This is a genomic window from Pseudomonas sp. Os17 (genome assembly GCF_001547895.1).
GTDB lineage: Bacteria > Pseudomonadota > Gammaproteobacteria > Pseudomonadales > Pseudomonadaceae > Aquipseudomonas.
In genome coordinates, this window is sequence record NZ_AP014627.1 from 794,547 (window position 1) to 812,739 (window position 18,193).

An 18,193-nucleotide genomic window follows, 5' to 3' on the forward strand; every position below is an offset into this window, starting at 1 on the left:
ACCGGGGGAACGGGCATGGCCATACAGGGATACAGCGCCGCCGAGCGCTTGGAACGATTGCCCATCAGCGGTTATCACCGCGTGATCTTCATCATCATCGCCCTGGCGTTTTTCTTCGATTCCATGGACCTGGCGATGATGACGTTCCTCCTCGGCTCGATCAAAACCGAGTTCGGTCTGAGCTCGGCCCAGGCCGGCCTGCTGGCCAGCTCCAGTTTCTTCGGCATGGTGCTCGGCGCGTCGCTGTCGGGCATGCTCGCCGACCGCTTCGGGCGCAAGCCGGTGTTCCAATGGAGCATCGTGCTCTGGGGCCTGGCCAGCTACCTGTGTTCCACCGCCCAGAGCGTGGACAGCCTGACCCTGTTCCGGGTGCTGCTGGGGATCGGCATGGGCATGGAGTTTCCCATCGCCCAATCGATGCTCTCGGAGATGATTCCGGCGCAACGACGCGGGCGCTACATCGCCTTGATGGACGGCTTCTGGCCCCTGGGTTTCGTTGCCTCCGGGGTGCTGTCGTATTTCCTCCTGCCGCTGATCGGCTGGCGCGACATCTTCCTGGTACTGGCGATTCCGGCGGTGTTCGTGCTGGTGATCCGTTTCTTTATTCCCGAGTCGCCGCGCTGGCTGGAGCAGGCCGGGCGGCATGCCGATGCGGACCGCGTGCTGGGCGACATCGAGAACAAGGTCCGGGCTTCCCTGGGCACGGCGCAGTTGCCGGAGCCGGTGCGCCTGCCACGCCTCGACAGTGCGCCGGGGCACTTTTTCTCCGCGCTGAAACAGATCTGGTCGCCCCTGTACCGGCAACGCACGTTGATGATCTGGAGCCTGTGGTTCTTCGCCCTGCTGGGTTTCTACGGGCTGACGTCCTGGCTCAGCGCCTTGCTGCAAACATCCGGTTTTGCCGTGACGCAGTCGGTGTACTACACGGTGCTGATTTCCCTGGGCGGGATTCCCGGGTTTCTCATGGCCGCCTGGCTGGTGGAGCGCTGGGGACGCAAGCCGGTGTGCATCGTGACCTTGCTCGGTGGCGGGGTCATGGCGTTCTTCTACGGACAGAGCGCGGTGTTTGGCGGCAACGTCGGGCTGCTGATCGGCACCGGGCTGTTGATGCAGTTCTTCCTGTTCGGCATGTGGGCGGTGCTCTACACCTACACGCCCGAGCTGTACCCGACGTCGGCCCGGGCCACGGGCTCGGGCTTTGCTTCGGCCGTTGGCCGGATCGGTTCGTTGCTGGGGCCCTTGGTGACCGGGCTGGTGTTTCCCATCACCGGGCAGGGCGGGGTGTTTGCCCTGGGGGCGGCGTGCTTCGTGATCGCGGCGGGAGTGGTCTGGCTGTTCGGGATGGAGACCCGGGGCAAGACGCTGGAGGCGTTGAGCGAGGCGGGGGGCTGATAGAGAGGGGGAGCTGTTCGCCGGCCAGCCGGCTCCTACACGAACCTGTAGGAGCCGGCTGGCCGGCGAAGGCCGTTACGGCTTGACCAGCCGCGCATCCAGGCTGTTCTGCGCCAGGCGCCGGGCCTGGTCCTGGGTCATGCCCAGGTCGGTGTACAGGGCGTGGAAGTTCTCGGTGACGTAGCCGCCGAAGTAGGCCGGGTCATCGGAGTTGACCGTGACCTTCACCCCGCGCTCGAGCATTTGCAGGATGTTGTGCTGGGACATGTGGTCGAACACGCAGAGCTTGGTGTTGGACAGCGGGCACACGGTCAGCGGGATCTGCTCGTCGATGATGCGCTGCATCAGCCGCTCATCCTCGAAAGCGCGTACGCCGTGGTCGATGCGCTGGATCTTCAGAAGGTCCAGGGCTTCCCAGATGTACTCCGGCGGGCCTTCCTCGCCGGCGTGGGCGACGGTCAGGAAGCCTTCGCTGCGGGCGCGGTCGAAGACCCGCTGGAACTTGCTCGGCGGGTGACCCATTTCCGAACTGTCCAGGCCCACGGCAACGAAGGCATCGCGGAACGGCAGCGCCTGGTCGAGGGTTTTCTGTGCTTCTTCTTCGCTCAAGTGGCGCAGGAAGCTGAGGATCAGGCCGCTGGTGATGCCCAGTTGCTGTTCGCCGTCCTTGAGGGCGGCGGCGATGCCGTTGAGCACCACTTCGAACGGGATACCGCGGTCGGTGTGGGTCTGCGGATCGAAGAACGGCTCGGTGTGGATCACGTTCTGCTCTTTGCAGCGCAGCAGGTAGGCCCAGGTCAGGTCGTAGAAATCCTGGGAGGTGCGCAGCACATCGGCGCCCTGGTAATACAGGTCGAGGAATTCCTGCAGGTTGTTGAAGGCGTAGGCCTTGCGCAGGGTTTCGACGTCGCTCCAGGGCAGGGCGATCTTGTTGCGTTCGGCCAGGGCGAACAGCAGTTCCGGTTCCAGGGAACCTTCCAGGTGCAGGTGCAACTCGGCCTTGGGCAAGGCGTTCAGCCAGTCATACATGGTGTTGTCTCATCAGGTGCAGGCGGGCGCTGCGAGAGTGATGCGCTGCCGGGGCCGTGCCCTTCTCTGGGGAACTGGCGGCGGTTGCGGCTATCGCCAGGTTTTCACCGGGCCCGAAAAAGCCGCCATTCTACATCTGGCGGCGCCATTGTTCGGTAAAACCTGACCGAATGGGCGATCAGGCCTGCTCCAGCTCCCGGCGATAGGCGTAGGTGTCGGCAAAGCGCGACAGCAGGAATTCGGCGCAGGTGGTCACCGGGTACTTGGCCGGGTGCTCCGCGTCCTGGCAGCCGGGCAGGCATTCGATGCGGGTGTCCGGGTGCGGTTCGGCAAAGAACGGCATCGAGTAGCGGTCCACCCCCAGCGGGCTGATGACCCGGTGCGGGGTCGACAGGTAACGGTCGTTGCTCCAGCGCGCCATCATGTCGCCGAGGTTGACCACGAAGCTGCCTTCGATGGGCGGCGCATCGATCCACTGCCCCTGGACGTTGCGCACCTGCAAGCCACCGGCGGTGTCCTGGTAGAGCAGGGTGATGCAGCCATAGTCGGTGTGGGCGCCGGCGCCTTGCTGTTCTTCGCTGCTGGCGGTGTGGCGCGGCGGGTAGTGGATCAGCCGCAGCACGCTGACCGGGTCCTGGAAGCGGCGGTCGAAGAAGTCGCGCTCGATGCCCAGGGCCAGGGTCATGGCCCGCAGCAGGGTCTGGGCCAGGGCCTGCATGTCCTGGTAGTGCTGCTCCATCAGGTCTTTCCAGCCGGGCAGGTGCGGGTGGCGGTTGGGGCCGCGCAGGGGCTTGTCCGCCACTACCTCGGGATGGTCATACGGCAGGTGCAGGCCCATGTCGAAGGTTTCCTTGAGGTCGCTGGGCTTGCCCGGGTCCAGTTGCTCGGTGGCGATGGCGCCGTAGCCGCGGTGGTGGCGGCTCTGGGTGATGTCGATCTTGAGTTTTTCGGCGCTGGGCAGGGCGAAGAAATGCTTGGCCATGGCCAGCAATTGCTCGATGCGTTGTGCGCTGATCGGGTGACCCTTGATGTAGAAGAAGCCCCACTCACGACAGGCGCGGTCGATCTGTTTGGCGACACTGTCCCAGCCTGGCTGGGCCTCCTGATACAGCGGGCTGATATCGATGATCGGCAGTTGATGCATGAAATGGCTCCCATCCGGTTGACGGTCCGCCGTCGCTGCCGGATGTTCCGGCAGCGACGACCAGCTTATTTGGGGAGGTCTGCCTTCAGGCCTTCGACGTAGTAGTTCATCGAGGCCAGTTCGGCATTGCTGGCGCTGACCCCCGCGGCGATTTTCTCGACCCCGGCCTGGTCCTTGATCGGGCCGGTGAACGGGTGGAACTCGCCGCTCTTGATGCTGGCGATGATCTGCTCGGCCTCGGTTTTCACCGGGGCCGGCAGCAGGTCGCTGAGGGGCAGCTCAACCGTACCCTCTTTCAGGCCGCCCCAGTAGTCCTGGGATTTCCAGCTGTGATCGAGCACCCCCTGGGTGGCCTGGATGTAGTGCGGGGCCCAGTTGTTGACGATGGAGGTCAGCACCGCCTTGGGGCCGAAGTGGGCCATGTCCGAGGCGTAGCCCACCGCATACACGCCACGGCGTTCTGCGGCCTGGATCGGCGCCGGGCTGTCGGTGTGCTGGAAGATCACGTCGGCGCCCTGGTCGATCAGGGCGTTGGCGGCGTCGGCTTCCTTGCCCGGGTCGAACCAGGAGTTGACCCACACCACCTTGATCTCGGTGCCCGGGTTGTACTTGTTCAGGGCCAGCTGGATGGCGTTGATGTCGCGGATCACCTCCGGGATCGGGAACGAGGCGACGTAGCCGATCTTCTTGCTCTTGGTCATCTTCGCCGCGAGAAAGCCGCCGACGTAACGCCCCTCGTAGGTGCGCGCCAGGTAGGTGCCAAGGTTCTTGTCCTGCTTGTAGCCGGTGGCGTGTTCGAAGGTCACCTTGGGGAACTGCTTGGCGACTTTCAGGGTGGGGTTCATGTAGCCGAAGGAGGTGGTGAAGATCAGGTCGTAGTTGTCCTTGGCCATGTTGCGGATCACCCGCTCGGCATCGGCGCCTTCGGCCACGTTCTCGACGTAGTTGGTCTTGATCTGCTCGCCGAACTTTTCCGCCAGGGCCTTGCGTCCCTGCTCATGCTGATAGGTCCAGCCGTGGTCGCCGATGGGGCCGATGTAGACGAAGCCGACCTTCAGCGGGTCGGCGGCGCTGGCGGTGAGACTGGCACTCAGGCCGATGGCGGCGGCCAGGGCGCAGAGCAGCTTGTGCAACGGGCGTGTATGCATGAATGGAAGCTCCATCTTGTTGTGAGGGGGGCGGGCGGCAAACGCTGCAGGCCAATGCAAATAGCTGACCAACAGGACAACAAAGATGGCGGTGCGCCGGCGAGGCGGTTTCTACGGGGGCTTTGGGGCGCGCTTTTCGCTGGCAAGCCAGCTCCTACGGGGCTGGAATGTTGGAGCCGGCTTGCCGGCGAAGGGCTTTCAAGATCCAACCCGGTGCGCGGTGCCTGAGGCTGGTGCACTAACATGCAACGAAACGTTAGTGACCCGAAGCAGTCTTTTACTCATCTCCTGTACTCGTTTTTATTTCCGTCAAAGGACTGCAATGTTCACTTCCCTCAAGCAAGAACAGTTTTTGCTGCTTGCGCTGCTGGCGGCCGTGGCCGCCTATCCCCTGGAACACCTGTTGCTCAATAGCGGCCAAGGCATCGCCCTGATGGCCGGGTTGGTGCTGATCGGCTTTATCGTCATCGCCTCGATGCGCGTCGCCCATCACGCCGAACTGCTGGCGGAAAAGGTCGGCGACCCCTACGGCACCATGATCCTGACCCTGGCCGCTGTGTTGGTGGAGGTGGTGATCCTGGCCATCATGATGAGCAACGAAGCCTCGCCGACCCTGGTGCGCGACACCATCTATTCGGCGGTGATGCTGGACATCAACGGCATCCTCGGCCTGGCCGCGCTGATGGGCGGCATCAAGCACGGCGAGCAGCCCTACAACGACGATTCGGCGCGCACCTACAGCGTGATGATCCTCACCGCCATGGGCGTGTCGATGGTGGTGCCGGAGTTCATCCCCGAGGCCGACTGGAAGGTCTACTCGGCCTTCACCATCGGTGCGATGGTGGTGCTCTACACCCTGTTCCTGCGCATGCAGGTCGGGCCCCACAGTTACTTCTTCAGCTACAGCTACCCGGAAAAGCGCCGCAGTAAAGAGGCCCAGGAACAACCCCAGGCCATCAACCTGGCCTGGAGCATCGGCATCCTGGTGTTCGGCGTGGTGGTGATCGGCGCCTTGGCCGAGGTGATGTCCAAGACCCTGGACCTGGGGCTGGAAGGCACGGGCGCACCGCCGGTGATCACGGCGATCCTGGTGGCGGCCATTTCCGCTGCGCCGGAAATTCTCACCGCCCTGCGCGCGGCCCTGGCCAACCGCATGCAGTCGGTGGTCAACGTGGCCCTGGGCGCGTCCCTGTCGACGGTGATCCTCACGGTGCCGGTGATGGAGGCCATGGCCCTGTACACCGGCCAGCCGTTCCAGATGGCCATGACCCCGGTGCAGACGGTGATGGTGTTCATCACCCTGATCGTCAGCGCGATCAACCTCAACGACGGTGAAACCAACGCCATCGAGGGCATGACTCACTTCGTGCTGTTTGCCACCTTCATCATGCTGTCGCTGCTGGGTCTTTAAAGCGGCTGCGCTGACTGGATGGCACAGCGAAAGCTGACTCCGGGGGCATTCCAGGCCGCGAGTGCCCCCCAGCTCCAACGACGCACGGTGCTGGCCGAGGGCGAAAAGGTCGGGTCGTTGGCATTTACGTTGTTGGCGCCCCGTTGCGCCCGATAAATGCCTGTTTCAGGCCCTTGCGGGTTCTCCACGGGAGACTCGCGATAGTAGTGTTTATCGTACCAATCGTTGACCCATTCACTGGCGTTGCCGGTGAGGTTGTAGAGGCCCAGCGGATTGGGCACGAACCTATGCACGGCGAAGGTTTCGTTGTCGTCAGGGGCCGGGAAGTTGCGGCCGTAATCCAGATTGCCATTGTCGGTGGCGAACATCACCGGTTGGCCGCGGTTGCGCGCCGCATATTCCCATTGGGCCTCGGTGGGTAGATCGACGGGATAGCCGCTGAGCTCTGCCAGCCAGCCGCAGTAATCCTTGGCTTCTTGCCATTCTTTAGACGCCGGGGCGGGCAGGTTTGCCTGGTAAAGGTGCTTCATCTCGGCGATTTCGCGCAGTTTTGCGTCGAACGGCGGCTTGCCTTGCGCGAGGAAGAACAGATCGAAATCGCCCAGGGTGGTTTGCAACGAGGACAGGTAATAGCTGCTCAATTTGACCGGATGAACGAAGTCGTCATCGACCTCGAGGCTGATCCGCTCCATTTTTTCCGGGGCCACGCCACAGGGCCATTGGCACAAGGCCTGTGGGTCGAAGCCACGGGGCCAGCCGAAATCGCCCATCTGGAATTCGCCCCCTTCAATCAACACCATGTTGTCCAGCGAGCGGACCACTGTGTTGAGTACGGCCTCGCGGTTTTGTGGGGACAGATTCGGGTATTTACGGCTGATGGTCGACGCAATTTCTGCCACTTTTTCAGCTGACAGCACGTTGCTGGGCGGGCCAGCAACCTCCTGTTTCTCGCAGCCTGAAATCAGCAGCGCGACGCAGAGCGCCAGTCCGTACTTTGGTTTCACGTAATGTCCCTATAGCGGTTCGTTCGAGGGCGGAAACTAACATGTTTCCTCAATCCGATTCCGCTTAAGGCGCAGGCGAGGGATCGGGTCCCTCGCCGTTGGACTCAACGATCAGCTACCGGCGATCAACTGCCGGGCCGCCTGGCTGTGATCGGCGATCAGGTTTTTCAGGTCCAGCCCTTCGACCTGGCCATCAATCACCCGCCACTGGCCGCCGATCATGACCCGATCCGCCCGATCCGCGCCGCACAACAGCAGTGCCGAAACCGGATCATGGCTGCCCGAGAAACGCAGTTCATCGAGCTTGAACAACGCCAGGTCCGCCTGCTTGCCCACCGCCAGCTCGCCGATGTCGGTGCGGCCCAGCAGGCTCGCCGAACCCCGGGTCGCCCAGCCCAGTACCCGCTCCGGGGTGATCTTCTCGGCGCCGTAGCGCAGGCGCTGGATGTACAGCGCCTGCCGCGCTTCGAGGATCATGTTCGACGCATCGTTGGACGCCGAACCGTCCACGCCCAAGCCCAGGGGCGCGCCGGCGTCGGTCAGCTCGATGCTGGGGCAGATGCCGGAGGCCAGGCGCATGTTCGAACTCGGGCAATGGCAGATGCCGGTGCCGGCAGCGCCCAGGCGGGCGATTTCATCCGGGTTGAAGTGGATGCCGTGGGCCAGCCAGGTACGCGGACCGAGCCAGCCGACGCTGTCCAGGTAATCCACGGTGCGCAGGCCGAAGCGCTGCAGGCAGAAGTCTTCTTCGTCGAGGGTTTCGGCGAGGTGAGTGTGCAGGCGCACATCGAGTCCGTTGGCCAGTTCGGCGCTGGCCGACATGATTTCCGGGGTCACCGAGAACGGCGAGCACGGCGCCAGGGCGATCTGGATTTGCGCGCCGTCGCCACGCTCGTGGTACTGGCGAATCAGGCGCTGACTGTCGTCGAGAATCACCTGGCCTTCCTGCACGGTCTGTTGCGGTGGCAGGCCGCCGTCCTTTTCGCCCAGGCTCATGGAACCGCGGGTGAGCATGGCGCGCATGCCCAGTTCACGCACGCTTTCGACTTGCACGTCGATGGCGTTTTCCAGGCCGTCGGGAAACAGGTAGTGATGGTCGGCGGCGGTGGTGCAACCGGAGAGTAGCAGTTCGGCCAGCGCCACTTTGGTGGCCAGGGCGAGCTTTTCCGGGGTCAGCCGGGCCCAGACCGGGTACAGGGTCTTGAGCCAGGGGAACAGCGGCTGGTTGACCACCGGCGCCCAGGCCCGGGTCAGGGTTTGGTAGAAGTGATGATGGGTGTTGATCAGGCCCGGCAGCAACACGTGCTCGCGGGCATCGAAGACCTGCTGGCAGGGGCTTGCAGGCTGTTGGCCCTGGCCCAGCACTTCAACGATCAGACCGTCTTGCAGCACCAGGCCGCCACGGGCGTCGAGGGCATTGCCGGTGAAGATGGCCAGGGGATTTTTTAACCAGGTACGGGTCGCAGGCATGGTGGCCGGCTCCTCTGAAAGTGGGTTCAGGTTAGCCAGCTCAGTGTTGCCCTGTCTGCTGATCCAGGGTCGCCGCAAGGGGCGAGGTGCGCAGTCTAGCGAAAGATTTGCCGGGGGACAAAACTTGCCGTTTGCCCCCCGTTGCAGCGCCTTGGCAGCGCTGTGCAAGCACTGCCTGGGACACTGGTTGCAGGGGTTGCGGGCTTACCAGGGGATGGTTTCGCCCTTGTAGTTGACGAAGTGATGCCCGCCCTTGCCGGTGTAGGCATTGACCTGGGCGATCAGCCCGCGGGTGCTGGTTTCCACGTCGATGTCGGCACCTTCGCCGCCCATGTCGGTCTTCACCCAGCCCGGGTGCAGCGAGAGCACGGTCAGCTTCTGTTGCAGCTGGGTGACGAAGCTGTTGGTCATGGAGTTCAGCGCCGCCTTGCTGGCCTTGTACAGCGCCAGTTCCGGAGCATCCGGCATGGTCACGCTGCCCAGCACCGAACTCATGAACGCCAGCACGCCGCTGTCCTTGCGGATCTGCCCGACAAAGCGCTGGGCCAGGTTGATTGGCGCCACGGCGTTGGTGAAGAACAGTTGGCCGACTTCGGCCAGGGTCGCGTGGCCCGGCAACTGGTTGTCCGGGCCCTTGACCCCGGCGTTGACGAACAGCAGGTCGAACACCTGATCCTTGAGCTTGTGGCTGAGGGCGATCACGGCTTGCTGATCGTCCATGTCCAGCTGCTCGATCTGCACCTTGCCCAACGCTTGCAGGGCCTCGGCCTTGTGCGGGTTGCGCACGGTGGCAGTGACCTGCCAGCCGTCTTCGAGCAGGCGCTGGACCAGGCCGAGGCCCAGGCCCCGGGAAGCGCCGATGATCAGAGCGGTTTTTGCCGTGGACATGAGGAGGCTCCTTGAGAAATGAGGATCACGGATTCAATGGACAGGCTTGGCCGAGCCGCGGTTGCAGCGCCTGGCGCAAGTGCCCCGGTTCGCTTGCGCGGTCTTGATGCCGAGCCGCAATGACCGCCTCTCGGGCGGACAGTCGCGACACCTTTTGGCGCTGCGCGGGGACGCGGCCAGCCCGCGTCGCGGGTCGAAGCTCAGGGTGTGGTGGCTGACGGCGCAGGCGGCGGCCAGTTGTGCAATGCGCATGCGTGGGGCTCGAAAGGGCTTGACCCTGGAGCATACTCCAGGCTTTAGCCTGCGCGCTCCTTGAATCGATGGAGCGACATCTATGTGGACGACCGAGCAGTATCGGACATTGGTCCGGGCCAGCGGCTGGTATGACTTGCTGATGACCCTGGCCTTTGTCACCCCCTGGAGTTTCATGGCCCTGCACGGGTTGCTACAGGACACGGCCCAGGCCTTGCACCTGGCGGGCAGCCTGCCGCCTTTCGAACCGACCCACCTGTTGATGGCCAACCTGATGGGCTCGATTGTCTGTGTGTGGGCGGTGCTGCGGATTCGCGATCCGCAGCAGGCGTTTGGCCGATATGACGCGGTGGGACGCATCCTTTTCGCCAGCTGGCAGCTTTATGCCCTGATGCACGGCGCCACGGCGCTGCTCTGGGGGATCCTGTTGTTCGAGCTGGCCTGGTGCGTGGCGCAGTTGCTGCCGGTCAAAAGCGTCGTTGGCAAGCCGGCTGCAGCGGGGCGCGTGCCGGTCATCTAATGGCCCGCCTGCCATGGCTGGCCCAGGGACACCGGTGCGTACAGGCGAGTGCGCAAGGCGTCCCTGGACAGCAGCACCAGCACCAGGATGGTCGCGGCATAGGGCAGCATCGCCAGCAGGTTGGCCGGAATCGCCAGCCCCAGGCCCTGGGCCACCAGGTGCAGGATGCTGGCCAGGCCGAACAGGTAGGCGCCGAGCAACAGGCGCCACACGCGCCAGCTGGCGAACACCACCAGGGCCAGGGCGATCCAGCCGCGACCGGCGCTCATGTTCTCGGCCCACATCGGCGTGTAGGCCAGGGACAGGTAGGCCCCGGCCAGCCCGGCCATGGCGCCGCCGAACAGCACTGCGAGCGTCCGCACCCGCAGCACCGGCAGGCCCATGGCACTGGCGGCGTCGGGGTTTTCGCCGACGGCCTGGATGATCAGGCCGATCCGGCTCTTGAGGATGACCCAGGCCACCAGGGCGAACAGGACGAAGGACAGGTACACCAGCGGGTCCTGGGCGAACAGCATGCGGCCGATCAGCGGGATGTCGCTGAGCAACGGCAGTGCCAGGGGTTCGAATCCGGTCAGGGGCTTGCCGACCCAGGCCGCGCCGACAAAGCTCGACAGGCCGACGCCGAAAATGCTCAGGGCCAGTCCGGTGGCCACCTGATTGGCGTTGAACACCAGGGCCACCAGGGCGAACAGCGCCGACAGCAGCATGCCCGCCGCCATCGCCAGCAGTACCCCGAGCCACAGCTGCCCGCTGTTGAGGGCGACGATAAACCCCACCACCGCGCCGAACAGCATCATGCCTTCCTGGCCGAGGTTGAGAACCCCGCTTTTTTCACAGATCAGCTCCCCCAGGGCCACCAGCAGCAAGGGCGTGCCGCAGCGGACCATGGCGTAGAAGATGTTGCTCAGCAGATCGATGTCCATCACAGGGCTCCGGCGGTTGCGCTGAGGGGAGTGTCGCGGCGTGCCCAGCGCAGGTTCAGGCGCGGCCGGTAGAGGATCAGTACGTCGCAGGCCAGGAGGAAGAACAGCATCATTCCCTGGAACAGCTGGGTGATGGCCTGGGGCAGGTTGAGGGTCATCTGCGCGCTTTCGCCACCGATGTACAGCAGCGCCATGAGCAGGCTGGAGAACAGGATGCCGATCGGGTTCAGGCGCCCGAGAAAGGCCACGGTGATCGCGGCATAGCCATAGCCGGGGGAGACTTGCGGCACCAGCTGGCCGATGGGGCCGCTGACTTCGCAGACCCCGGCCAACCCGGCCAGGGCGCCGCTGATCAACAGCGCCAGCCAGATCAGGCGCTTTTGGCGGAAGCCGACGAAACCGGCGGCGCGGGCATCCAGGCCCAGCACCTTGATCTGGAAGCCGACAAAGCTTTTCTGCAACAGCACCCAGACCGCCACCAGGGCCAGCAGGGCAAAGTACACCCCGGCGTGAACCCGGCCGTCGTCCATCAACAGCGGCAGGCGGCTGAAGTCGCCGAACATCGCCGACTCGGGAAAGTTGAACCCGGCGGGGTCCTTCAAGGGGCCGTGCACGCAATACAGCAACAGGTTCAGGGCGATGTAGTTGAGCATGATGCTGGTGAGGATTTCATTGGCGTTGAAGCGCGTGCGCAACCAGGCGGTGAGCCCGGCCCAGGCGGCCCCGGCCAGGGTGCCGGTGAGCAGGATCAGCACCAGTGCCCAGCGACTTTGCAACTCGATGAGGTTGACTGCCAGGGCACTGCCGGCCAGGGCCCCGAGCAGCAGTTGGCCTTCGGCGCCGATGTTCCAGATACGGGCCCGGTAGGCCACCGCCAGGCCCAGGGCGCAAAGCAGGATCGGCAGCGCCTTGACCAGCAGTTCGGAGACGCCATACAGGTCGCTGAGCGGCGCGATCAGCAAGGTGTGCAAGGTCAGTATCGGGTCCTGTCCCAGGGCCATGAACAGCAGGGCGCCACAGCCCAGGGTCAGCAGCGCGGCCAGCAGGGGCGAGCAGCCGAGCATCAGGCGTGATTGCCGTCCGCGGGGTTCGAGTGAAAGCAGCATGGACGACTCCGTTACACCGCTAAGGCGGGGGCTGAAGGGGACGGGGTGAAATCGCCGGCCATCCAGCCGCCGATTTCCACCAGGGAGGTGTCGGCGCAGTCCTTCAACGCCGACAGGCGACCGCTGCACAGGGCGCCGATGCGATCGCTGATCTGCAGCAGTTCATCCAGGTCTTCGGAGATCACCAGGATCGCCGCCCCGGCGTCGCGCAGGGCGATCAGTGCCTGGTGAATGGTGGCGGCAGCGCCCACGTCCACGCCCCAGGTCGGGTGTGCGGCGATCAGCAGGCGTGGCTGCTGGAGGATTTCGCGCCCGAGGATGAATTTCTGCAGGTTGCCGCCGGACAGGCTGCGGGCCGGGCTTTGGGCGTCGCCGGTCTTGACCCCGAAGCGCTGGATGATGCGCTCGGCCAGGGCCCGGACCCGGGATCGTCGAATCAGGCCGTGGCGCACCAGTCCCTGCTCGAAGGCGCTGAGCAGGGCGTTGTCTTCCAGGCTCAGCTCCGGCACGGCGCCGTGCCCCAGGCGTTCGGCGGGGACGAAGGCCAGGCCCTTCCGGCGCCGCGCATCGGGGTACAGGTGGCCCACCGCCTGGCCGGCAAAGCAGATGCGTCGGGCCTCGTCGGCTGCCAGGCGCTGCTCGCCGCTGAGCAGCGCCAGCAGCTCGTCCTGGCCATTGCCGGCGACCCCGGCGATGCCGACGATCTCGCCGCTGCGCAGGGTCAGGTCGATGGCCTTGAGCGAGCAGCCAAAGGGATCGGGGCTGTGCCAGCTGAGGTGGTCGATGCGCAGGAAGTCATGGCTGCCCCGGGCTTTGGGGTGCTCGGTGATCATCGCCGCGGCGTCGCCGACCATCAGCCGCGCCAGTTCCGGGTCCGAGCACTGCGCAGGAATGCAGTGCCCGGCCACCCGGCCTGCGCGCAGCACGGTGGCGCTGTGGCACAGGGCGCGCACCTCGCCGAGCTTGTGGCTGATGAACAGGATGCTGCAGCCCTCGTCGGCCAGCCGGCGCAGGGTCATGAACAGATCGTCGGCCTCCCGGGGCGTCAGGACCGAGGTCGGTTCGTCGAGGATCAGCAGACGGATGTCCTGCATCAGGCAGCGCACGATCTCCACCCGCTGGCGCTCGCCGATGGACAGGCTGTGCACCAGGCGCTGGGGTTCCAGGGGCATGCCATAGCGCTGGGAAACCTCGCGGATCCCGGCTTCCAGCTGGTTCGGCGTGCCCGCGCCGCGGCCCATGGCCAGGGCGATGTTCTGCGCCACGCTGAGGGTTTCGAACAACGAGAAATGCTGGAACACCATGCCGATGCCCAGGCTCCGGGCCTGGGCCGGGTTGGCGATGGACTGACGGCGCCCTTGCCAGAGCAGCTCTCCGGAATCGGCCTGGACCACCCCGTAGATGATCTTCATCAAGGTGCTTTTGCCGGCGCCGTTTTCCCCCAGCAAGGCATGGATTTCCCCGGGGGCGATGCTCAGGTCGATGGCGTCGTTGGCCAGGCAGCCGGGGTAGCGTTTGCTGATCTGGCGCAGTTGCAGGCGCGGTGTGGGGACAACGGGCACGGCGGAATTGGGCATGGCTGGCTCGACGGCTGGGCGGTGTGCCTGTGGATAAAGCAATTTCCTGGCCAGTGGGTCAGAAAAACCGGGAGGTCCCTCAGGCATGCACCTTGAGCGATGAGCCACGACCCCGGACGAGCACCAGTTCGGGGCAAAGTGCTTGAAACGGCTCCTTTTTTGTCCGCCAGCCGGTGAGCGAAAAATGATCAGTTGCCTGCAGGCCCTGTGGCGTCAGGGGCTGAAGCAGCCTTGCACGGGTTATCCACAGCTTGCTCCACAGTAATTGTGTGCAAGCCGCCGGCTTGGGCATAAGCCGGGGGCGGTTGTTTCCGAACCGCGATAAAGCGCCCTAAGCTGCTGTTTTTCAGTACAAAAAGCTCGGCCCTGGGATTTTTGGACAAAAACTGAGCAAAGCCCGCAAAGCCACGTTGCAGAAGGGTTGCAGCGCTATGTGCTCAGGTTATCCACAGGCGGGTGCACAGCCGATGTGGGCAACTGCGCCCGGGGTGCCCAGGTTATGCACAAGGTGGCCGGGCCGGCTTGGTGCGTTCAGCGCTGCAAGAGGATGCGTCCGCGGCTGAGGTCGGCCAGTTGCTGTTGCAGGGTATCGATCAGGGCTTCACCCAGAGCCAGTTGCAGCTCCACGCCGTTGGCGGTGAACGCTTCATCCACCAGTAATCCGCCCAGTTCGGCGATGCGCAGTTTGACCAGGGCCAGCTCGCTGAAGCTGCAGGCGCAGCGCAGCGGCACACGGTTGACCAGGGCAATGCGTTCGGCGCTCTGCAGGCATTTGTTGGCGCCGCCGCCGTAGGCTCGGGCCAGGCCGCCGGTGCCCAACTGAATGCCGCCGTACCAGCGGATCACCAGTACCGCCACCTGATCGCAGTCCTGGGCTTCGATGGCCGCGAGGATCGGTCTGCCGGCGGTGCCGCCGGGTTCGCCGTCGTCGTTGCTGCGGTACTGGTCGCCCAGTTTCCACGCCCAGCAGTTATGGGAGGCGTTGAGGTCACTGTGCTGCTGGATGAAGGCTTGGGCCTCGGCCGCGCTGCTGATGGGCGCGGCGAAGGTGATGAAGCGGCTTTTGCGAATCTCCTCGCGGTATTCGCAAAGGCCGGCCAGGGTAAAGGGCATGGGCGTCAGTCTTTCTGGGCGGGAGTCAGGCCACAGCCTTTGAGAATGATGCGGATCAGGTTGTTGCCGGCCGCTTCGAAGTCCTGCTTGGTCAGGCGGCTGCGGCCGGTGACGCGGCAGATCTGGGTGGCGAAGTCGGCGTAGTGCTGGGTGCTGCCCCAGAGCAGGAAGATCAGGTGCACCGGATCGACCGGGTCCATCTTGCCGGCGTCGATCCAGGCCTGGAACACCGCGGCGCGGCCCTGGAACCAGGCGCGGTAGTCCTGGCTGAAGTATTCGCTGAGGCATTCGCCGCCGCTGATGATTTCCATGGCGAAGATCCGCGAGGCCTGGGGCTGGCGCCGGGAAAACTCCATCTTGGCGCGAATGTAGCGGGTCAGGGCCTCGGCCGGATCGTCCTCGGCGGTGAGGGTGTTGAAGGTGCTGTCCCAGAGTTCGAGGATGTTGCTCAGCACCGCGATGTACAGCCCCAGCTTGTTGGTGAAGTAGTAGTGCAGGTTGGCCTTGGGCAGCCCGGCGTTCTGCGCAATGGTGTTCATGCTGGTGCCTTTGAAGCCGTGACGGGCGAACTCGTCCTCGGCGGCCTGGATGATGGCCTCTTCATTCTTCTGCCGAATGCGGCTGGCGGGTTTGCCGGGGTGAGGAGTGCTGTGGGCGGGGACTTCAAAGGTCATGGAGGTTTCCGAGCAAGTCTGTGGGTGCAACCTGTGCGTTGATAGCGCACCCACGTGGATCAGACAAGCCTTGGTGCGACAAAAGCTTCAGCGGGCGTTCAGGCCGGGTTTTTCCGGCGCCGGATTTATGTCGTTCGGCAGGCTTTTGCCCTCCGGCAGCAGCAGGCACATGAGCAGTGCAGTGAGGCCGCCGCTGGTGATTGCCGAGTCGAACAGGGTCTGCACCACCTGGGGCAGCAGGTGCAGCAGGTTCGGTTGTGCGGCGATGCCCAGGCCGACGCCGAAGGACGTGGCGATGATCAGCATGCTGCGCCGGTCCAGGGGCGCCTGCGCGAGAATGCGTACCCCGGCGGCGGCGACACTGCCGAACATCACCAGGGTGGCGCCACCGAGTACCGGTTTGGGGATCTGTTGCAGCAAGGCGCCGATCAGCGGGAACAGCCCCAGGCAGAACAGGATCAGGCCGATGTACAGGCCGACGAAGCGGCTGGCCACGCCGGTCAGCTGAATCACGCCGTTGTTCTGGGCGAAGGTGGTGTTGGGAAAGGCGCTGAAGGTGGCGGCGATCAGGCAACTGACGCCGTCCCCCAGGACCCCGCCCTTGAGCCGACTTATATAGGAAGGACCGCTGATGGGCTGGCGCGCCAGCATGCAGTTGGCGGTGAGGTCGCCGACGGTTTCCAGGGTGCTGATCAGGTAGATCAGGGCGACGGGGACGAAGGCGCTCCAATCGAAACTGAAACCGTACTTGAAGGGTTGCGGCAGGCTGATCAACGGCAGGTCGGGCAGGGGCTGGGGCACCAGCTTGCCGCTGAACCAGGCCACCAGGCTGCCCAGGGCCAGGCCGATGATGATGGCGCTGAGGCGAATCCACGGGGTGTCGCTGCGGTTGAGCACAATGATGGTCAGCAGCACCAGCAGGCCCAGGCCGAGATTGCCCGGGGCGCCGAAGTCCGGGGCATTGAAGCCGCCTCCCAGATCGGTGATGCCGACCTTGATCAGGCTGATGCCGATCAGGGTGATGACGATGCCGGTGACCAGCGGGGTGATGACCCTTCGCAGTTGCCCGATAAAGCGGCTGAGGACGATCTGTACCAGGGCGCCGAAGAAGCACACGCCGAAGATCATCGCCAGGATGTCTTCCGGGCTGCCGCCCCTGTGCTTGACCAGGAACCCTGCCGCCAGCACCGCCCCCAGGAAGGCGAAACTGGTGCCTTGCAGGCAGATCATTCCGGCGCCGATGCCCCAGGGGCGACGTGCCTGGATAAAGGTGCCGACCCCGGACACCATCAGCGCCATGCTGATCAGGTAGGGCAGGTGGGTGGACAGGCCCAGGGCCGAGCCTATGACCAGCGGCGGGGTAATGATGCCGACAAAGCTGGCCAGCACGTGCTGCAGGGCGGCAAGCAGCGCGGCCGGGGGACGCGGGCGGTCGTTGAGGCCGTAGATCAGTTCAGTGGGGCGGGAAGGGTCGGACGACATGGCATGGAACTCGGGCTGAGGGTTCTGGATGCCCGGGTCTGTGCAAAAAGCTGTCCAAGTGATCAGTTTATTGTCGAAAATATCGCTCCGGGCCTTTGAATGCGCGGCTTTGCCGGGGCCGGACGGGGATTCAGCGAGTCGCCGCCAGGCTCTCCAGAAAGCTCTCCAGCACCAAGTGGGGGCGCCGTCCCTTGCGAGTGACCGAAGACAGGCTCAGGTCATAGAAGCGCGACTTGGGCTTGAGGGCGCGCAACCGGCCCTGTTGGACCCAGAGAGCGGCGTAGTGGTCGGGCAGGTAGCCGATGTAGCGTCCGGTGAGGATCAGGAACGCCATGCCTTCTCGGTCGGATGCACTGGCGGTGCAGTTCAGCGCCTGGTAATGGGCCTGGATCTCCGCCGGCAGGCGGAAGGTCGGGGCAATGGCGTCCTGGTCGTTGAGGCGCTGGTCGTCCAGTTGCCTGTCGTCGACATAGAACAGCGGGTGGCCCACCGCGCAGTACAGCAATGAGCGTTCGTCGTACAGCGGCTGATACTCCAGCCCGGACAGGGCGCTGGCCTGGGGCACGACGCCGACGTGCAGGCGGCCGTCGAGTACCCCTTGCTCGACCTCGCTGGGGGCGATCATGCGGATCTGGATCTGCACATCCGGCCCGCGCTCCTTCAGTTGCGCCAGGGCGTGGGTGATGCGCATGTGGGGCAGGGTCACCAGGTTGTCGGTGAGGCCGATGATCAATTCGCCCCGCAGATGGTGGTGCAGGCCGTTGACCTCGGTGCGAAAGCTTTCCAGGGCACTGAGCAGTTGCAGGGTCGACTGATAGACCTCGCGGCCTTCCTCGGTGAGGGAAAAACCGGCGCGTCCGCGTTGGCACAGGCGCAGGCCGACGCGCTGTTCCAGGTCGCTCATCTGTTGGCTGATGGCCGAGCGGCCGATGCCGAGTACGGTTTCTGCGGCCGAGAAGCCGCCGCACTCCACCACGCTGCGAAAGATCCGCAGCAGGCGGATATCAAAGTCGCTGACTTGCGCCAGCGGGTCGGCTCGACGGCTGCTCATAGTTTAGTG

The 18,193-nt window shown here is 64.6% G+C and carries 16 protein-coding genes; 3 read left to right on the top strand and 13 right to left on the bottom strand.

Translation table 11 applies throughout. The annotated features are described in order from the left end of the window. Positions 1–15: 15 nt before the first annotated feature. A complete protein-coding gene (locus tag POS17_RS03525; RefSeq protein ID WP_060837384.1) occupies positions 16–1,392 on the top strand; it encodes an MFS transporter in 1,377 nt (458 codons plus the stop codon). A 75-nt stretch (positions 1,393–1,467) separates the two neighbouring features. Here the strand turns inward: POS17_RS03525 and POS17_RS03530 are convergent, their stop codons facing one another. The 3 genes from POS17_RS03530 to POS17_RS03540 all read right to left on the bottom strand — a co-directional run bounded on the left by POS17_RS03530 (position 1,468) and on the right by POS17_RS03540 (position 4,713). Further along, the gene (locus POS17_RS03530; protein WP_016966700.1) at positions 1,468–2,421 is read right to left on the bottom strand and encodes an adenosine deaminase; all 954 of its coding nucleotides are present in this window, start codon (positions 2,419–2,421) and stop codon (positions 1,468–1,470) included. 178 nt (positions 2,422–2,599) lie between these two features. Then, positions 2,600–3,565 carry a 2-oxoglutarate and iron-dependent oxygenase domain-containing protein gene (locus POS17_RS03535; protein WP_060837385.1) on the bottom strand — a complete coding sequence of 322 codons (966 nt, stop codon included), beginning with the start codon at positions 3,563–3,565 and terminating at the stop codon, positions 2,600–2,602. 65 nt (positions 3,566–3,630) lie between these two features. Next, a complete protein-coding gene (locus tag POS17_RS03540; protein ID WP_060837386.1) occupies positions 3,631–4,713 on the bottom strand; it encodes a BMP family ABC transporter substrate-binding protein in 1,083 nt (360 codons plus the stop codon). Between the two features lie 322 nt (positions 4,714–5,035). Here POS17_RS03540 and POS17_RS03545 point away from each other — a divergent pair, with 322 nt between their 5' ends. Next, a complete protein-coding gene (locus tag POS17_RS03545; protein WP_060837387.1) occupies positions 5,036–6,124 on the top strand; it encodes a calcium:proton antiporter in 1,089 nt (362 codons plus the stop codon). On the opposite strand, the gene POS17_RS03550 is transcribed toward POS17_RS03545, so the two are convergent. The 3 genes from POS17_RS03550 to POS17_RS03560 all read right to left on the bottom strand — a co-directional run bounded on the left by POS17_RS03550 (position 6,121) and on the right by POS17_RS03560 (position 9,486). Then, positions 6,121–7,128: a formylglycine-generating enzyme family protein gene (locus POS17_RS03550; RefSeq protein WP_060837388.1), complete on the bottom strand. Its 1,008-nt coding sequence runs from the start codon at positions 7,126–7,128 to the stop codon at positions 6,121–6,123. The genes POS17_RS03545 and POS17_RS03550 overlap by 4 nt on opposite strands. A gap of 111 nt (positions 7,129–7,239) precedes the next feature. Continuing rightward, entirely contained in the window at positions 7,240–8,598 is a 1,359-nt protein-coding gene (locus POS17_RS03555; protein WP_060837389.1) for an 8-oxoguanine deaminase, read from the bottom strand. 204 nt (positions 8,599–8,802) lie between these two features. Next, on the bottom strand, positions 8,803–9,486 hold the full coding sequence (locus tag POS17_RS03560) for an SDR family oxidoreductase (protein WP_060837390.1): 684 nt from the start codon (positions 9,484–9,486) through the stop codon (positions 8,803–8,805). Between the two features lie 334 nt (positions 9,487–9,820). Between POS17_RS03560 and POS17_RS03565 the strand changes: the two genes are divergently transcribed. Further along, positions 9,821–10,258, top strand: a complete 438-nt coding sequence (locus tag POS17_RS03565; RefSeq protein ID WP_060837391.1) for a hypothetical protein — start codon at positions 9,821–9,823, stop codon at positions 10,256–10,258. On the opposite strand, the gene POS17_RS03570 is transcribed toward POS17_RS03565, so the two are convergent. The 7 genes from POS17_RS03570 to POS17_RS03600 all read right to left on the bottom strand — a co-directional run bounded on the left by POS17_RS03570 (position 10,255) and on the right by POS17_RS03600 (position 18,184). Continuing rightward, positions 10,255–11,181 carry an ABC transporter permease gene (locus tag POS17_RS03570; RefSeq protein ID WP_060837392.1) on the bottom strand — a complete coding sequence of 309 codons (927 nt, stop codon included), beginning with the start codon at positions 11,179–11,181 and terminating at the stop codon, positions 10,255–10,257. The genes POS17_RS03565 and POS17_RS03570 overlap by 4 nt on opposite strands. Beyond that, complete coding sequence (locus POS17_RS03575; RefSeq protein WP_060837393.1) at positions 11,181–12,287, bottom strand: ABC transporter permease; 1,107 nt, start codon at positions 12,285–12,287, stop codon at positions 11,181–11,183. Before POS17_RS03575 ends, POS17_RS03570 begins: the two co-directional genes overlap by 1 nt. Positions 12,288–12,298: 11 nt before the next feature. After that, positions 12,299–13,864, bottom strand: coding sequence for an ABC transporter ATP-binding protein (locus tag POS17_RS03580; protein WP_060837394.1), 1,566 nt, complete (start codon positions 13,862–13,864; stop codon positions 12,299–12,301). 531 nt (positions 13,865–14,395) lie between these two features. Further along, complete coding sequence (locus POS17_RS03585) at positions 14,396–14,977, bottom strand: IMPACT family protein (protein WP_060837395.1); 582 nt, start codon at positions 14,975–14,977, stop codon at positions 14,396–14,398. 5 nt (positions 14,978–14,982) lie between these two features. After that, positions 14,983–15,651, bottom strand: coding sequence for a TetR/AcrR family transcriptional regulator (locus tag POS17_RS03590; RefSeq protein ID WP_016966688.1), 669 nt, complete (start codon positions 15,649–15,651; stop codon positions 14,983–14,985). 87 nt (positions 15,652–15,738) lie between these two features. Continuing rightward, complete coding sequence (locus POS17_RS03595; RefSeq protein WP_060837396.1) at positions 15,739–17,133, bottom strand: uracil-xanthine permease family protein; 1,395 nt, start codon at positions 17,131–17,133, stop codon at positions 15,739–15,741. A 130-nt stretch (positions 17,134–17,263) separates the two neighbouring features. Further along, a complete protein-coding gene (locus tag POS17_RS03600) occupies positions 17,264–18,184 on the bottom strand; it encodes a LysR family transcriptional regulator (RefSeq protein ID WP_060837397.1) in 921 nt (306 codons plus the stop codon). Positions 18,185–18,193 lie beyond the last annotated feature (9 nt).

Excerpts from the sequence above, each read along its gene's own strand:
- POS17_RS03525 (WP_060837384.1), top strand. The coding sequence starts at position 16 with ATGGCCATACAGGGATACAGCGCCGCCGAGCGCTTGGAACGATTGCCC.
- POS17_RS03530 (WP_016966700.1), bottom strand. The coding sequence starts at position 2,421 with ATGTATGACTGGCTGAACGCCTTGCCCAAGGCCGAGTTGCACCTGCAC.
- POS17_RS03535 (WP_060837385.1), bottom strand. The coding sequence starts at position 3,565 with ATGCATCAACTGCCGATCATCGATATCAGCCCGCTGTATCAGGAGGCC.
- POS17_RS03540 (WP_060837386.1), bottom strand. The coding sequence starts at position 4,713 with ATGCATACACGCCCGTTGCACAAGCTGCTCTGCGCCCTGGCCGCCGCC.
- POS17_RS03545 (WP_060837387.1), top strand. The coding sequence starts at position 5,036 with ATGTTCACTTCCCTCAAGCAAGAACAGTTTTTGCTGCTTGCGCTGCTG.
- POS17_RS03555 (WP_060837389.1), bottom strand. The coding sequence starts at position 8,598 with ATGCCTGCGACCCGTACCTGGTTAAAAAATCCCCTGGCCATCTTCACC.
- POS17_RS03560 (WP_060837390.1), bottom strand. The coding sequence starts at position 9,486 with ATGTCCACGGCAAAAACCGCTCTGATCATCGGCGCTTCCCGGGGCCTG.
- POS17_RS03565 (WP_060837391.1), top strand. The coding sequence starts at position 9,821 with ATGTGGACGACCGAGCAGTATCGGACATTGGTCCGGGCCAGCGGCTGG.
- POS17_RS03570 (WP_060837392.1), bottom strand. The coding sequence starts at position 11,181 with ATGGACATCGATCTGCTGAGCAACATCTTCTACGCCATGGTCCGCTGC.
- POS17_RS03575 (WP_060837393.1), bottom strand. The coding sequence starts at position 12,287 with ATGCTGCTTTCACTCGAACCCCGCGGACGGCAATCACGCCTGATGCTC.
- POS17_RS03580 (WP_060837394.1), bottom strand. The coding sequence starts at position 13,864 with ATGCCCAATTCCGCCGTGCCCGTTGTCCCCACACCGCGCCTGCAACTG.
- POS17_RS03585 (WP_060837395.1), bottom strand. The coding sequence starts at position 14,977 with ATGCCCTTTACCCTGGCCGGCCTTTGCGAATACCGCGAGGAGATTCGC.
- POS17_RS03590 (WP_016966688.1), bottom strand. The coding sequence starts at position 15,651 with ATGACCTTTGAAGTCCCCGCCCACAGCACTCCTCACCCCGGCAAACCC.
- POS17_RS03595 (WP_060837396.1), bottom strand. The coding sequence starts at position 17,133 with ATGTCGTCCGACCCTTCCCGCCCCACTGAACTGATCTACGGCCTCAAC.
- POS17_RS03600 (WP_060837397.1), bottom strand. The coding sequence starts at position 18,184 with ATGAGCAGCCGTCGAGCCGACCCGCTGGCGCAAGTCAGCGACTTTGAT.